This window comes from Noviherbaspirillum pedocola (assembly GCF_016632335.1).
Lineage (GTDB): Bacteria > Pseudomonadota > Gammaproteobacteria > Burkholderiales > Burkholderiaceae_D > Noviherbaspirillum_A > Noviherbaspirillum_A pedocola.
On the sequence record NZ_JAEPBG010000001.1, the window covers coordinates 1,023,687 to 1,037,531 of the forward strand.

Here is a 13,845-nt window from a genome sequence, read left to right on the forward strand (position 1 = left end):
CCGAGGGCTTACGACACCACTTTCACGAGATACGCAACCTTGTTGATCATGCCGCGCACTGCCGGCGTGTCTTCGAGTTCGCGGACGGAATTTACGCGGCGCAGGCCCAGGCCGCGCACGGTTGCGCGGTGGTCCTGACGCGTGCCGATCAGACCCTTGACCAGTTGCACCTTGATGGTATTTGCCATGTCGTCACCTTAGCCCAGGATTTCCTCGACAGACTTGCCGCGCTTGGCCGCAATTTCCGCCGGGGTATTCATCTTCGAAAGACCGTCCAGGGTAGCGCGGACCATGTTGTACGGGTTGGTCGAGCCGTTAGACTTGGCCACCACGTTAGTCACGCCCATCACCTCGAAGATCGCGCGCATCGGGCCGCCGGCGATCACGCCGGTACCGTCCTTCGCCGGCGACATCAGCACCGAGGAGGCGCCATGTTTGCCAACGACGGTGTGTTGCAGCGTACCGTTCTTCAGCTGAACCTTGATCATTTTGCGACGGGCTTCTTCCATCGCCTTCTGCACGGCCACAGGCACTTCCTTCGACTTGCCCTTGCCCATGCCGATACGGCCGTCGCCGTCGCCGACGACTGCCAGCGCCGCAAAGCCCATGATCCGGCCGCCCTTGACCACTTTGGTCACGCGGTTGACCGAAATCATCTTCTCGCGCATGCCATCATCCGGCTTGTCGCTTTGCATTTTCGATTGCATCTTTGCCATGATGATTTTTCCTTAGAACTTCAGACCGGCTTCGCGAGCCGCTTCTGCCACAGCCTTCACACGGCCGTGATAACGGAAACCCGAGCGGTCGAACGCGACTTCCGTCACGCCGGCAGCAAGTGCCTTCTCGGCGACGCGCTTGCCCACGAGTGCAGCAGCGGCAGCATTGCCGCCCGCGCCGGATTGACCAGCGAGCTGCTGGCGCACTTCGGCTTCCAGCGTTGAGGCCGAAGCCAGTACCTTGGCGTCCGGGCTGATGATCTGCGCATAGATATGCAGATTGGTCCGGTGCACCGCCAGGCGGTTTACTTTCAGCTCGGCGATTTTTATCCGAGCCTGACGTCCGCGACGCAGACGTGATTGTTTCTTGTCCATCGTCAGCCCCTGTTATTTCTTCTTGGTTTCCTTGATCACCACGCGCTCATCAGCGTAGCGAACACCCTTGCCTTTGTAAGGCTCCGGCGGACGGAAAGCGCGCACCTCAGCGGCGACCTGTCCAACTTGCTGCTTGTTGGCACCCTTCACCACGATCTCGGTCTGAGTCGGGGTGACGGCGGTCACGCCTTCCGGCAGGTCGAACACGACCGGATGCGAAAAACCCAAGGAAAGATTCAGCGCATTGCCCTGAACCGCAGCACGGTAACCCACGCCAACCAAGGTCAGCTTGCGCTCGAAACCCTTGGTCACGCCGGTAACCATGTTATTGAGCAGCGCGCGCATCGTGCCGGACATGGCATTCGCTTCGCGGCTTTCATCGGCAGGCGCCAAGTTCAAGGTGCCATTGTCGTTAGCGACGTTCACCAGACCGCCCTTGTTTTCCTGGGTCAGCGTGCCCAGAGGGCCCTTAACGGTAATCCAGTTTTCGCTGATCGTTACTTCCACACCTGCTGGCAGGACGATCGGCATCTTACCTACACGAGACATGCTTCTTCTCCTTAGGCCACGTAGCAAATGATCTCGCCGCCCACGCCGGTCTGGCGTGCCTTGCGGTCGGTCATCACACCCTTCGGGGTCGACACGATGGTCACGCCGAGGCCATTCATTACGCTGGGGATATCATCCTTGCCCTTGTAGATCCGCAGGCCGGGACGGGACACACGGTCCAGGCGCTCGATCACCGGGGCGCCGGCGTAATATTTCAAACCGATTTTCAGTTCCGCCTTGCCGTCTGCTTCGGTCACAGCGAAATCTTCAATGTAACCCTCGTCCTTGAGGACGTTGGCAATCGCAACCTTGAGCTTGGACGACGGCATCGCAACCGAGGTCTTTTTCACGCCCTGTGCATTGCGGATGCGGGTCAGCATATCGGCGATAGGATCGCTCATACTCATTGCTTGTTCTCCTATTACCAGCTGGCTTTGGTCATGCCCGGGATTTCGCCACGCATGGCGATTTCACGGATCTTGTTACGGGCCAGACCGAACTTGCGGAAGGTGCCACGGGGACGGCCGGTCAATGCGCAACGGTTGCGCTGACGGGTCGGGTTTGCATTACGCGGCAGGGCCTGGAGTTTCAGGCGCGCTTCGTAACGCTCTTCTTCCGACTTCGACTGGTCGTCGATGATTGCCTTCAGTTCAGCGCGCTTGCCAGCGTATTTCTGCACCAGGTCGGCACGCTTCTTTTCACGGTTAATCAGTGAGAGTTTTGCCATGGCAACCTCAGTTTCTGAACGGGAATTTAAATGCGGCGAGGAGAGCCTTGGCTTCTTCGTCGGTCTTGGCAGTCGTCGTGATGCTGATGTTCATGCCACGCAGCGCGTCGATCTTGTCGTACTCGATCTCGGGGAAGATGATCTGCTCTTTCACGCCGATGTTGTAGTTGCCGCGGCCGTCGAACGCCTTGCCGGACACGCCACGGAAGTCACGCACGCGCGGCAGGGCCACGGTGATCAGACGATCGAGGAATTCATACATGCGCTCGCCGCGCAGGGTCACCATGCAGCCGATGGGCACGTTCTCGCGGATCTTGAAACCTGCGATTGCCTTGCGGGACTTGGTCACCACCGGCTTCTGACCGGCAATCTTCGTCAGATCGCCAACGGCGTTTTCGATGATCTTCTTGTCCGCAACGGCTTCCGACAGACCCATGTTCAGGGTGATCTTCAGCAGGCGCGGCACTTCCATCGACGACTTGTAGTTGAACTGCTTGGTCAACTCGCCGACGACTTTCTCTTTATACAGTTCCTGGAAACGGGCCATGATTCTTACACCTTAACGACTTCGCCATTGGACTTGTAGACGCGAACCTTCTTGCCGTCTACGACCTTGCTGCCCAAGCGATCTGCCTTGCCCGAGGCCGCGTTGAAAATCGCGACGTTGGACACGTGAATTGGCATCTCCTTGTCGACGATGCCGCCAGTGGTACCGGTCATTGGATTCGGGCGGACCGCCTTCTTGGCGACGTTCACGCCGGCCACGACAACATAATCTTCATTCACGCGACGCGATACAGCGCCACGCTTGCCCTTGTCTTTACCGGTCAGGACGATGACTTCGTCGCCTTTACGAATATTGCTCATATCGACTCCTTACAGAACTTCAGGCGCCAGGGAGACGATCTTCATGAAGCGCTCGGTGCGCAGTTCACGGGTAACCGGTCCAAAGATGCGCGTGCCAATTGGCTCGAGTTTGTTGTTCAGCAGCACAGCGGCATTGCCGTCGAACTTGACCAGGGAGCCATCCTGACGACGAACGCCCTTGGCGGTGCGCACGACGACAGCGTTGTAGATCTCACCCTTCTTGACGCGGCCGCGCGGGGTTGCATCTTTCACGGTGACCTTGATGATGTCGCCGATGCTGGCATAGCGACGCTTGGAACCACCCAGGACCTTGATGCACAGCACTTCGCGCGCGCCGGTGTTGTCGGCTACTTCGAGCCGGCTTTCAGTTTGAATCATGATATTTTCTTTCCCAACTTTACCCGCTTGCTCCGCCGGATTGCGGTATCTCGCGGTCAGTCTTGGTCCCGCCAGCACACTCAGAATCAAGCAGGCTGTTTGGGTGGACGATTTTCGGAATCACATCTACTGCATCACTGCTGCGGGATTGCACCAGGATGCAGAACAACTATACGCAGCGCCCCGAGCGATACTCACTCGAGGAAGCTGCGCATTATGGCAGCAAACTGCCTGCCACGCAATACCAATTACACGATTTGCGCGGTTTGCACCACGCGGGTCACGTGCCAGGCCTTGGTCTTGGAGACCGGACGGCCTTCCTGGATTTCCACCAGGTCGCCGACCTTAGCCGTGTTGCTCTCGTCATGAGCGTGATACTTCTTGGAACGCTCGATGATCTTGCCGTACAGCGGGTGCTTCATCTGGCGCTTGATCAGGACGGTGACGCTTTTATCCATCTTGTCCGAGACCACTTCGCCGACCAGCGTACGCTTGGGCGTTTGTTTTACTTGGTCGTTCATTTCTTCGCGTCCTTCTGAGCCAGTACAGTCTTCACGCGAGCGATGTCGCGGCGAGTCTTCTTCAGCTGCGAGGTATTGCTCAGCTGTTGGGTCGCGCGCTGCATGCGCAGGCTGAACTGGGCTTTCAACAGTTCGGTCAGTTCCTTGTTCAGGCCTGCCGAGTCTTTATCTTGGAGTTCGGATGCTTTCATTGTTCACTCCGTTTATTGGCCGACCTGACGGACGACGAAGGTGGTGCTCAGCGGCAGCTTGGCTGCGGCCAGGCGGAAGGCTTCGCGAGCCAGGGACTCGTCAACGCCGTCCATTTCGTACAGCACCTTGCCCGGTTGGATTTCGGCGACGTAGTACTCCGGATTACCCTTACCGTTACCCATACGGACTTCGGCCGGCTTGTTGGAGATCGGCTTGTCCGGGAAGATGCGGATCCAGATACGGCCGCCACGCTTGATGTGACGGGTCATCGCGCGACGCGCTGCTTCGATCTGACGCGCGGTGATGCGGCCACGCGCAACCGCCTTCAGGCCAAACTCGCCGAAGGACACCGAAGTGCCGCGCTCGTGCGAGATGCCCTTGTTACGGCCCTTCTGCTCTTTGCGATATTTTCTGCGTGCTGGTTGCAGCATGATTAAGCTCCTGGCTTATTGGTGCGAACGCGCTTGGCGCCCGGTTCACCGGAGGGGGCACCCTGACCGTCCGGACGGCGACCGCGCGGCGGGCGACCTGCACCCGGGCGACCATCGTCACGGCGCGGGCCGCGGCGCTTCTTGTCGTCTTCCGGCGCGGCTTCCACGGTCGGCGCTTCGCCGCTGGCGAGGCGATCACCCTTGTAGACCCACACCTTGATGCCGATGATGCCGTAGGTGGTCTCAGCTTCCGAAAAACCGTAGTCGATGTCGGCACGCAGGGTGTGCAGAGGCACACGACCTTCGCGATACCACTCGGTACGAGCAATCTCGATGCCGTTCAGACGGCCCGATGACATGATCTTGATGCCTTGCGCGCCCAGGCGCATCGCGTTCTGCATTGCGCGTTTCATTGCGCGACGGAACATGATTCGCTTCTCGAGCTGCTGAGCGATCGAATCGGCGATCAGTTGCGAATCGGTTTCCGGCTTGCGAATTTCTTCGATGTTCACGTGCACCGGCACGCCCATCATCTTCGACAGCGTGGACTTCAGTACTTCGATGTCCTCGCCTTTCTTGCCGATCACAACGCCCGGACGGGAGCTGAAAATCGTGATGCGCGCGTTCTTCGCCGGACGCTCGATGACCACGCGGCCGACCGAGGCGTTCTTCAGCTTCTTTTTAAGGTATTTGCGGACCTCGAGGTCTTCGCCAAGCATGTCGGCGAAGTTGTTGTTACCGGCGTACCAGCGCGAGCCCCAGTTACGGGTGACGGCGAGGCGGAAACCGGTCGGATGTATCTTCTGTCCCATCGCGACTCCTTAGTTACCGACAGTCACGAAGATGTGACAGGATTGTTTAGAGATACGATCGCCACGGCCTTTCGCACGCGCGGTGAAGCGCTTCAGGACGGGTGCCTTCTCGACGTAGATCGTCTTGACTTTCAGCTCGTCGATATCCGCGCCATCGTTATGCTCGGCGTTCGCGATTGCGGACTCGAGCACCTTCTTGATGATGACCGCGCCCTTTTTCGGGCTGAAGGCCAGGATATTCAGAGCCTGATCAACTTTCTTGCCGCGGATCAGATCGGCGACGAGGCGGCCTTTTTGGGCCGACAGGCGCACGCCACGGAGGGTTGCATTAGTTTCCATGTTCGGACCTATTTCTTAGCCTTCTTGTCAGCCGCATGACCCTTGAACGTACGGGTCAGTGCGAATTCGCCGAGCTTGTGACCAACCATGTTCTCGGACACATACACCGGCACATGCTGCTTGCCGTTGTGAACCGCGATCGTCAGGCCAATGAAGTCCGGCATGATGGTCGAGCGGCGCGACCAGGTCTTGATGGGCTTCTTGTCCTTGGTCGCTTGCGCGGTCTCGACTTTTTTCATCAGGTGACCGTCGCAGAACGGCCCTTTTTTCAATGAACGTGCCATGGTTAATCCTTATTTCTTGCCGCGGCGGGAGACAATCATCGACGTCGTGCGCTTGTTGCGACGGGTCTTCTTGCCCTTGGTTTGCTGGCCCCACGGCGATACCGGATGACGGCCAGCCGCGGTGCGACCCTCGCCACCACCGTGCGGGTGGTCGATCGGGTTCATGACCACGCCGCGAACCGTCGGACGCACGCCGCGCCAACGCATCGCACCGGCCTTGCCGATCTTGCGCAGGTTGTGCTCGCCGTTGCCGACTTCACCGACCGTCGCGCGGCACTCGATGTGCACGCGGCGGACTTCGCCGGAACGCAGGCGAACCTGAGCGTAGGTACCTTCACGCGCCATCAGCACGACAGCGGCACCGGCGGTACGGGCCATCTGAGCGCCCTTACCCGGCAGCATTTCGACGCAGTGCATCGTGGTGCCTACGGGGATATTGCGCAGCGGCAGGCAGTTACCGGCCTTGATCGGCGCCTGGGCGCCGTTCATGATCGTGTCGCCAACGCTCAGGCCCTTGCTGGCGATGATGTAGCGACGATCACCGTCCGCATAGCAAACCAGCGCGATGTGCGCGGAACGGTTCGGATCGTATTCAATACGCTCGACCTTCGCTGGGATGCCGTCCTTGTTGCGACGGAAGTCAACCACGCGGTAGTGCTGCTTGTGGCCGCCACCGATGTGACGGGTGGTGATGTGACCATTGTTGTTACGGCCGGCGGTCTTCGATTTCTTTTCGACCAGGGCGGCGAACGGACGACCCTTGTACAGGTCGGCATTCACCACCTTCACCATGCCGCGACGGCCTGGCGAGGTCGGTTTCATTTTGACGAGAGCCATTACTTAGCCTCCTCGGTGAAGTTGATTTCCTGGCCGGGCTTCAGGCACACGAACGCGCGGCGGGTATGGTTGCGGCGGCCCATGAAACGGCCTGCGCGCTTCTGCTTACCCTGACGGTTGGCGACTTGCACGGATTCCACCTGAACCTTGAACAGCATTTCCACGGCGGCCTTGATCTCGAGCTTGTTGGCATCGGGAGCGACCAGGAAAACGACCTGCTCGTTTTTCTCGCCGACGAAGGTGGCCTTCTCGGAGATCACCGGCGCCAGCAGCACCTTCATCAGGCGCTCTTCGCTGAATTTCACATTGGCGTTCATGCCAGCATCTCCTCAATCTTGGCCAGTGCGGCCTTGGTGATCAGGACCTTCTTGTAGAACACCAGAGACACCGGATCAGCCTGATGCGGCTGGCACACCAGCACGTGCGGCAGGTTGCGCGAGGCCAGAACCAGGTTTTCACCCGGGTTGTCGGTGATCACCAGCACGGACTCGAGGCCCATGCCCTTCAGTTTCTGCGACAGCAGCTTGGTCTTCGGCGCATCGACGACGAAATCCTCGACGATCGACAGACGGTCTTCGCGGGCCAGCTGAGACAGGATCGAGCAGACACCTGCGCGATACATCTTCTTGTTGACCTTGTGCGTGAAGTTCTCTTCCGGCGAGTTCGGGAAGATGCGGCCGCCTCCGCGCCACAGCGGCGACGAGGACATACCGGCACGGGCACGACCGGTGCCCTTCTGACGCCACGGCTTCTTGGTGGTGTGCTTGACTTCCTCGCGGTCCTTCTGCTTGCGATTGCCGCTGCGGGCGTTCGCGTGGTAGGCCACGACGATCTGATGGATCAGTGCTTCGTTGTAGTCACGACCGAAAATGGTGTCCGGTGCGTTGACGTTGGAAGCGGCCTGGCCCTGTTCGTTCAGGAGCTTGAGTTCCATCGTTTATGCTCCCTTCTTAGCTTTGACTTTGACTGCCGGATACACGACGACCTGGCCATTCTTGGCACCAGGAACAGCACCCTTGACCAGCAGCAGCTGGCGCTCGGCGTCGATACGTGCGATCTCGAGGTTCTGGGTGGTCACGGTGACATCACCCATGTGACCGGTCATGCGCTTACCCGGGAAAACACGACCCGGATCCTGCGCCATACCGATGGAACCCGGCACATTGTGCGAACGGGAGTTACCGTGAGTAGCGCGACCGGAGCTGAAGTTGTAGCGCTTGATGGTGCCGGCGTAGCCCTTACCGATGGAGGTGCCTTGCACGTCCACTTTCTGGCCGACTTCAAAGAGGCTGACGGGAACCACATCGCCGACTTTCAGTTCGGCGGCCTTGGCGGCGCTGATGCGGAATTCCTTGAGGACGGAGCCAGCTTCGACGCCAGCTTTCGCGAAGTGACCGGCGGATGCCTTGTTCACACGCGAGGCGCGACGCTGACCGAATGCGACCTGAACTGCGGCATAGCCGTCGGTTTCAGGCGTTTTGACTTGAGTCACGCGGTTGTTGGACACGTCCAGCACGGTCACAGGGATCGTATCCCCGTCATCCGTGAAGATGCGCATCATGCCAACCTTGCGACCAACCAGGCCTTGGCCTTGATCTTGGTTCATTTTTTCTCCATTCCCGCCTGCGATTGGGCGGGGCTGATGTTGTACCACTGGTGTTTTACCGCTGGTCTTGCCAAATAACTACCGGCGCCAGAAAAAGGGTGGCGCCGGCTTTGGACAGAGCCGGCGATTATAACGCGGGATTTTGACCCATACAACAGGATTCTTTGAAAGTCAAAGCCCCGCGTTGAAAAATTACTGCAGCTTGATCTCGACGTCCACGCCAGCCGGCAGGTCCAGCTTCATCAGCGCGTCCACGGTTTTGTCGGTCGGATCGACGATGTCCATCAGACGAACGTGGGTGCGGATTTCAAACTGGTCGCGGGAGGTCTTGTTGACGTGCGGGGAACGCAGGATGTCGAAGCGCTGGATGCGGGTCGGCAGGGGAACCGGGCCCTTCACCACTGCGCCGGTACGCTTGGCGGTGTCGACGATTTCGAGTGCCGACTGATCGATCAGACGGTAGTCGAAAGCCTTCAGGCGGATACGGATTTTCTGGTTGAGCTTGGTGCTTGGGGTCGACATGCTTTCTTTCCTTTAAAGAGCGATCCGCGGGCGGGTTCGCCCGCGGGATTGGGTACTACTTGATGAGTTCGACGATTAGTCGAGAATCTTGGCAACCACACCGGCGCCGACGGTACGACCGCCTTCGCGGATCGCGAAGCGCAGACCTTCTTCCATCGCGATCGGGTTGATCAGCTGCACGGTGATCGACACGTTGTCGCCCGGCATGACCATTTCCTTGTCCTTCGGCAGCTCGATCGCGCCAGTCACGTCCGTGGTACGGAAGTAGAACTGCGGACGGTAGTTGTTGAAGAACGGCGTATGACGGCCACCCTCTTCCTTCGACAGCACATAGATCTCGCCGGTGAAGTGCTTGTGCGGCTTGATCGAACCCGGCTTGGCCAGCACCTGGCCACGCTCGACGTCTTCACGCTTCGTGCCGCGCAGCAGCACGCCAACGTTGTCGCCTGCCTGACCCTGGTCCAGCAGCTTGCGGAACATTTCCACGCCGGTGCAGATGGTCTTCTGGGTGTCGCGGATGCCGACGATTTCGATCTCGTCGCCAACCTTCACGATGCCGCGCTCGACGCGACCGGTCACCACGGTACCGCGACCGGAGATCGAGAACACGTCTTCCACCGGCAGCAGGAAGGTACCGTCAACGGCACGCTCCGGCGTCGGGATGTAGGTGTCCAGCGCTTCAGCCAGCGCCATGATCGACTGCTCGCCCAGCGGACCCTTGTCGCCTTCCAGCGCCAGCTTCGCCGAACCCTTGACGATCGGCAGATCATCACCAGGGAATTCGTACTTCGACAGCAGCTCGCGCACTTCCATTTCCACCAGCTCGAGCAGCTCTTCGTCGTCGACCATGTCGCACTTGTTCAGGTAGACGATGATGTACGGCACACCAACCTGACGCGCCAGCAGGATGTGCTCGCGGGTCTGCGGCATCGGGCCGTCAGCGGCCGAGCACACCAAGATCGCGCCGTCCATCTGCGCTGCGCCGGTGATCATGTTCTTCACATAGTCAGCGTGGCCCGGGCAGTCAACGTGCGCGTAGTGACGATTCTGGGTTTCGTATTCGACGTGCGCGGTGTTGATGGTGATGCCGCGTGCCTTCTCTTCCGGCGCCGCATCGATTTCGTCGTATTTCTTCGCTTCGCCACCGAACTTGGAGGACAGCACGGTCGCGATTGCAGCGGTCAGCGTGGTCTTGCCATGGTCAACGTGGCCGATCGTGCCCACATTCACGTGCGGTTTGGTCCGCTCAAATTTGCTCTTTGCCATTTGATTCTTCCTTCAGGAAACGATTTCGCTTGATGAGGTTGTCGTTTGGCAGCGGCCCGGCCGGATTGACCGGGCCCGCCTGCATGAATTACTTGGACTTGGCGCTGATGACCGTCTCGGTGACGTTCTTCGGCGCTTCAGCGTAGTGCTTGAACTCCATGGTGTAGGTCGCGCGGCCCTGGGTCGCGGAACGCAGCGTGGTGGAGTAGCCGAACATCTCGGACAGCGGAACCTCTGCCTTGATGATCTTGCCACCGCCACCGGCGATCTCGTCCATGCCCTGCACCATGCCGCGGCGGGACGACAGGTCGCCCATCACGGTACCGGCGTAGTCTTCCGGCGTTTCCACTTCCACGGCCATCATCGGCTCGAGGAGAACCGGGCTAGCCTTGCGGCAGGCTTCCTTGAATGCCATGGAGCCGGCCATACGGAACGCGTTCTCGTTCGAGTCCACGTCGTGGTAGGAACCGAAGGTGAGGGTGACTTTCACATCCACAACCGGGTAGCCCGCCAGAACGCCATTGTTCAGCGACTCGCGCACGCCCTTTTCGACCGCCGGGATGAATTCGCGAGGAATCACACCGCCCTTGATCGCGTCGATGAACTCGAAGCCCTTGCCCTGTTCCTGCGGCTCGAGGGTCACGACAGCGTGACCATATTGACCACGGCCGCCCGACTGCTTGACGAACTTGCCTTCCACGTCAGAAACCGACTTGCGCACGGTTTCACGATAAGCAACCTGCGGCTTGCCGACGGTCGCTTCGACGTTGAACTCGCGACGCATACGGTCGACGATGATCTCCAGGTGCAGCTCGCCCATGCCGCCGATGATGGTCTGGCCAGACTCTTCGTCGGTGTAGACGCGGAACGACGGATCTTCCTGAGCCAGGCGGTTCAGTGCCAAACCCATTTTTTCCTGGTCGCCCTTGGTCTTCGGCTCGACAGCCTGCGAAATCACCGGCTCCGGGAACACCATGCGCTCCAGGGTGATGATCGAGTTCGGATCGCACAGAGTCTCACCGGTGGTCGCGTCTTTCAGACCAACTGCAGCGGCGATGTCGCCAGCGCGCACTTCCTTGATCTCTTCACGCTGGTTCGCGTGCATCTGCAGAATACGGCCGAGGCGTTCCTTCTTGTTCTTCACCGGGTTGTAGACGGTGTCGCCCGACTTGATCATGCCCGAGTACACGCGGAAGAAGATCAATTGACCAACGAACGGGTCGGTCATGATCTTGAATGCCAGCGCGGCGAATTTCTCGTCGTCATCGGCCTTGCGGGAAGCCGGCTCGTCGTTCTCGTCCAGACCCTGCACCGGCGGAATGTCGACCGGCGACGGCAGGTATTCGATCACGGCGTCGAGCATGGCCTGCACGCCCTTGTTCTTGAACGCGGTGCCGCACATCATCGGCACGATTTCGCCGGCGATGGTGCGCTGACGCAGCGCGGACTTGATCTCTTCCTCGGTCAGTTCGCCTTCCTCGAGGTACTTGTTCATCAGTTCCTCGGTGGCTTCAGCGGCGGCTTCGACCATCTTCTCGCGCCACTCGTTGGCCTGGTCGACCAGGTCAGCCGGGATATCCTGATACTCGAACTTCATGCCCTGGGAAGCGTCATCCCAGATGATCGCCTTCATCTTCACCAGGTCGATGACGCCGGCAAAGTTTTCTTCCGCGCCGATCGGCACCTGGATGGGGATCGGGTTGGCCTTCAGGCGAGCGCGCATCTGGTCATAGACCTTGAAGAAGTTCGCGCCGGTGCGGTCCATCTTGTTGACGAATGCCAGACGCGGCACCTTGTACTTGTTGGCCTGACGCCAGACTGTCTCGGACTGCGGCTGCACGCCGCCCACCGCGCAGTACACCATGCAGGCGCCGTCGAGCACGCGCATGGAACGCTCCACCTCGATGGTGAAGTCCACGTGGCCCGGGGTGTCGATGATGTTGATGCGGTGTTCCGGGAAGTTGTTGCCCATGCCGCGCCAGAAGCAGGTGGTCGCAGCGGAGGTGATGGTGATGCCACGCTCCTGTTCCTGCTCCATCCAGTCCATGGTGGCTGCGCCGTCATGCACTTCGCCGATCTTGTGGTTGACGCCGGTGTAGAACAGCACGCGCTCGGTGGTGGTGGTCTTGCCTGCGTCGATGTGAGCGGAGATGCCGATATTACGGTACCGCTCGATGGGGGTCTTGCGAGCCATGATTGATCCTAAATCGTTTAATGAACAAAACCGAGCGACATCTTTTTCATGAAAAATGTGCCCGGCTTGAAACAGTTGCCAAAGGGAGAAGCCTCGCCGCGAGACGGGGCTTCAAGCGGCCCTTAGAAACGGAAATGCGAGAACGCCTTGTTGGCTTCCGCCATGCGATGGACCTCGTCACGCTTCTTCATCGCGCCGCCGCGGCCTTCCGCGGCTTCCATCAGCTCGCCACCCAGACGTTGCGGCATCGACTTCTCGCTGCGCTTCTTCGCAGCTTCCCGCAGCCAGCGCATGGACAGCGCGACGCGACGCACCGGGCGCACTTCAACCGGCACCTGGTAGTTCGCGCCGCCGACGCGGCGGGACTTCACTTCGACCATCGGTTTGCAGTTGTTCAGCGCTGCGGAGAACACTTCCAGCGGGTCCTTGCCCGATTTGGTCTGGATGTATTCGAAGGCGCCGTAGATGATGTTTTCAGCAACCGACTTCTTGCCCGACAGCATCAGGGTGTTGACGAACTTGGCGACATCTACATTGCCGAACTTGGGATCCGGCAGAATTTCCCGTTTCGGGACTTCACGACGACGTGGCATTGGTATTCCTTTCGATCTTCAGTTGAGCCGGCGGCTGATCTTTTCCGCCTGCCCGCGGATGGCCATCCTGACCATCCACTTACTCGACCCATTCGGGGCCGACTCCGATCCGCCTTGCGGCGGAATTCACATTGATTACTTCTTCGCAGCCTTGGCGCGCTTGGCACCGTACTTCGAGCGGGCCTGCTTACGGTCCTTGACGCCCTGGGTATCCAGCGCGCCGCGCACCATGTGGTAACGCACACCCGGCAAGTCCTTCACACGGCCGCCGCGGATCAGCACGACGCTGTGTTCCTGCAGGTTGTGGCCTTCGCCGCCGATGTAGGAAATGACCTCGAAACCGTTGGTCAGGCGTACCTTGGCGACCTTACGCAGCGCCGAGTTCGGCTTCTTCGGGGTCGTGGTGTACACGCGGGTGCAAACGCCGCGCTTCTGCGGGCTGTTTTCCAGCGCCGGCGATTTGCTTTTCACCTTCGCGGAAACGCGCGGGCTGCGAATCAGTTGATTGATGGTTGGCATCGTTCTCTATGCAACTAAGTAAGGCATTAATGACGAAAACCGGGAAGCTCGCGGCCTTCCCGGAACGGGGAAACTGGGTATATGGGCTTGCGTACTGCCGATGCTGCTCATATGGGA

The 13,845-nt window shown here is 59.6% G+C and carries 24 protein-coding genes; all 24 read right to left on the reverse strand.

Translation table 11 applies throughout. The features are described from left to right. Positions 1–8: 8 nt before the first annotated feature. Entirely contained in the window at positions 9–188 is a 180-nt protein-coding gene (rpmD, locus tag JJB74_RS04600) for a 50S ribosomal protein L30 (RefSeq protein WP_200590598.1), read from the reverse strand. Positions 189–197: 9 nt separating this feature from the next. Then, entirely contained in the window at positions 198–716 is a 519-nt protein-coding gene (rpsE, locus tag JJB74_RS04605; protein ID WP_200590599.1) for a 30S ribosomal protein S5, read from the reverse strand. A gap of 12 nt (positions 717–728) precedes the next feature. Next, a complete protein-coding gene (gene rplR, locus JJB74_RS04610; protein ID WP_200590600.1) occupies positions 729–1,091 on the reverse strand; it encodes a 50S ribosomal protein L18 in 363 nt (120 codons plus the stop codon). Positions 1,092–1,103: 12 nt separating this feature from the next. Then, the gene (rplF, locus tag JJB74_RS04615) at positions 1,104–1,640 is read right to left on the reverse strand and encodes a 50S ribosomal protein L6 (protein WP_200590601.1); all 537 of its coding nucleotides are present in this window, start codon (positions 1,638–1,640) and stop codon (positions 1,104–1,106) included. 11 nt (positions 1,641–1,651) lie between these two features. After that, positions 1,652–2,047, reverse strand: a complete 396-nt coding sequence (gene rpsH, locus JJB74_RS04620) for a 30S ribosomal protein S8 (RefSeq protein WP_200590602.1) — start codon at positions 2,045–2,047, stop codon at positions 1,652–1,654. 14 nt (positions 2,048–2,061) lie between these two features. Continuing rightward, positions 2,062–2,367, reverse strand: a complete 306-nt coding sequence (rpsN, locus tag JJB74_RS04625; protein WP_200590603.1) for a 30S ribosomal protein S14 — start codon at positions 2,365–2,367, stop codon at positions 2,062–2,064. A 7-nt stretch (positions 2,368–2,374) separates the two neighbouring features. Next, the gene (gene rplE / locus JJB74_RS04630; RefSeq protein ID WP_200590604.1) at positions 2,375–2,914 is read right to left on the reverse strand and encodes a 50S ribosomal protein L5; all 540 of its coding nucleotides are present in this window, start codon (positions 2,912–2,914) and stop codon (positions 2,375–2,377) included. Positions 2,915–2,919: 5 nt separating this feature from the next. Then, positions 2,920–3,234 carry a 50S ribosomal protein L24 gene (rplX, locus tag JJB74_RS04635; RefSeq protein WP_200590605.1) on the reverse strand — a complete coding sequence of 105 codons (315 nt, stop codon included), beginning with the start codon at positions 3,232–3,234 and terminating at the stop codon, positions 2,920–2,922. A gap of 9 nt (positions 3,235–3,243) precedes the next feature. Then, a complete protein-coding gene (gene rplN, locus JJB74_RS04640; protein WP_200590606.1) occupies positions 3,244–3,612 on the reverse strand; it encodes a 50S ribosomal protein L14 in 369 nt (122 codons plus the stop codon). 248 nt (positions 3,613–3,860) lie between these two features. After that, a complete protein-coding gene (gene rpsQ / locus JJB74_RS04645; RefSeq protein ID WP_200590607.1) occupies positions 3,861–4,133 on the reverse strand; it encodes a 30S ribosomal protein S17 in 273 nt (90 codons plus the stop codon). Then, entirely contained in the window at positions 4,130–4,324 is a 195-nt protein-coding gene (gene rpmC, locus JJB74_RS04650; protein WP_200590608.1) for a 50S ribosomal protein L29, read from the reverse strand. The genes rpsQ and rpmC overlap by 4 nt, the downstream gene beginning before the upstream one ends. Positions 4,325–4,336: 12 nt before the next feature. Beyond that, positions 4,337–4,756, reverse strand: a complete 420-nt coding sequence (rplP, locus tag JJB74_RS04655; RefSeq protein ID WP_200590609.1) for a 50S ribosomal protein L16 — start codon at positions 4,754–4,756, stop codon at positions 4,337–4,339. Between the two features lie 2 nt (positions 4,757–4,758). Next, positions 4,759–5,568, reverse strand: a complete 810-nt coding sequence (rpsC, locus tag JJB74_RS04660) for a 30S ribosomal protein S3 (RefSeq protein ID WP_200590610.1) — start codon at positions 5,566–5,568, stop codon at positions 4,759–4,761. Positions 5,569–5,577: 9 nt separating this feature from the next. Further along, a complete protein-coding gene (rplV, locus tag JJB74_RS04665) occupies positions 5,578–5,907 on the reverse strand; it encodes a 50S ribosomal protein L22 (RefSeq protein WP_200590611.1) in 330 nt (109 codons plus the stop codon). An 8-nt stretch (positions 5,908–5,915) separates the two neighbouring features. After that, positions 5,916–6,191 carry a 30S ribosomal protein S19 gene (gene rpsS / locus JJB74_RS04670; RefSeq protein WP_200590612.1) on the reverse strand — a complete coding sequence of 92 codons (276 nt, stop codon included), beginning with the start codon at positions 6,189–6,191 and terminating at the stop codon, positions 5,916–5,918. Between the two features lie 9 nt (positions 6,192–6,200). Next, the gene (gene rplB, locus JJB74_RS04675; RefSeq protein WP_200590613.1) at positions 6,201–7,028 is read right to left on the reverse strand and encodes a 50S ribosomal protein L2; all 828 of its coding nucleotides are present in this window, start codon (positions 7,026–7,028) and stop codon (positions 6,201–6,203) included. Beyond that, entirely contained in the window at positions 7,028–7,345 is a 318-nt protein-coding gene (gene rplW, locus JJB74_RS04680; RefSeq protein ID WP_200590614.1) for a 50S ribosomal protein L23, read from the reverse strand. The genes rplB and rplW overlap by 1 nt, the downstream gene beginning before the upstream one ends. Then, positions 7,342–7,962, reverse strand: a complete 621-nt coding sequence (gene rplD / locus JJB74_RS04685) for a 50S ribosomal protein L4 (RefSeq protein ID WP_200590615.1) — start codon at positions 7,960–7,962, stop codon at positions 7,342–7,344. The genes rplW and rplD overlap by 4 nt, the downstream gene beginning before the upstream one ends. Before the next feature lie 3 nt (positions 7,963–7,965). After that, the gene (gene rplC / locus JJB74_RS04690) at positions 7,966–8,634 is read right to left on the reverse strand and encodes a 50S ribosomal protein L3 (protein WP_200590616.1); all 669 of its coding nucleotides are present in this window, start codon (positions 8,632–8,634) and stop codon (positions 7,966–7,968) included. A 192-nt stretch (positions 8,635–8,826) separates the two neighbouring features. After that, the gene (gene rpsJ / locus JJB74_RS04695; protein ID WP_200590617.1) at positions 8,827–9,156 is read right to left on the reverse strand and encodes a 30S ribosomal protein S10; all 330 of its coding nucleotides are present in this window, start codon (positions 9,154–9,156) and stop codon (positions 8,827–8,829) included. Between the two features lie 75 nt (positions 9,157–9,231). Then, positions 9,232–10,422 carry an elongation factor Tu gene (gene tuf / locus JJB74_RS04700; protein WP_200590618.1) on the reverse strand — a complete coding sequence of 397 codons (1,191 nt, stop codon included), beginning with the start codon at positions 10,420–10,422 and terminating at the stop codon, positions 9,232–9,234. 88 nt (positions 10,423–10,510) lie between these two features. Continuing rightward, positions 10,511–12,616: an elongation factor G gene (gene fusA, locus JJB74_RS04705; protein ID WP_200590619.1), complete on the reverse strand. Its 2,106-nt coding sequence runs from the start codon at positions 12,614–12,616 to the stop codon at positions 10,511–10,513. Between the two features lie 122 nt (positions 12,617–12,738). Next, a complete protein-coding gene (gene rpsG, locus JJB74_RS04710; RefSeq protein WP_200590620.1) occupies positions 12,739–13,209 on the reverse strand; it encodes a 30S ribosomal protein S7 in 471 nt (156 codons plus the stop codon). A gap of 135 nt (positions 13,210–13,344) precedes the next feature. Further along, complete coding sequence (gene rpsL, locus JJB74_RS04715; protein WP_200590621.1) at positions 13,345–13,728, reverse strand: 30S ribosomal protein S12; 384 nt, start codon at positions 13,726–13,728, stop codon at positions 13,345–13,347. Between the last annotated feature and the right edge of the window lie 117 nt (positions 13,729–13,845).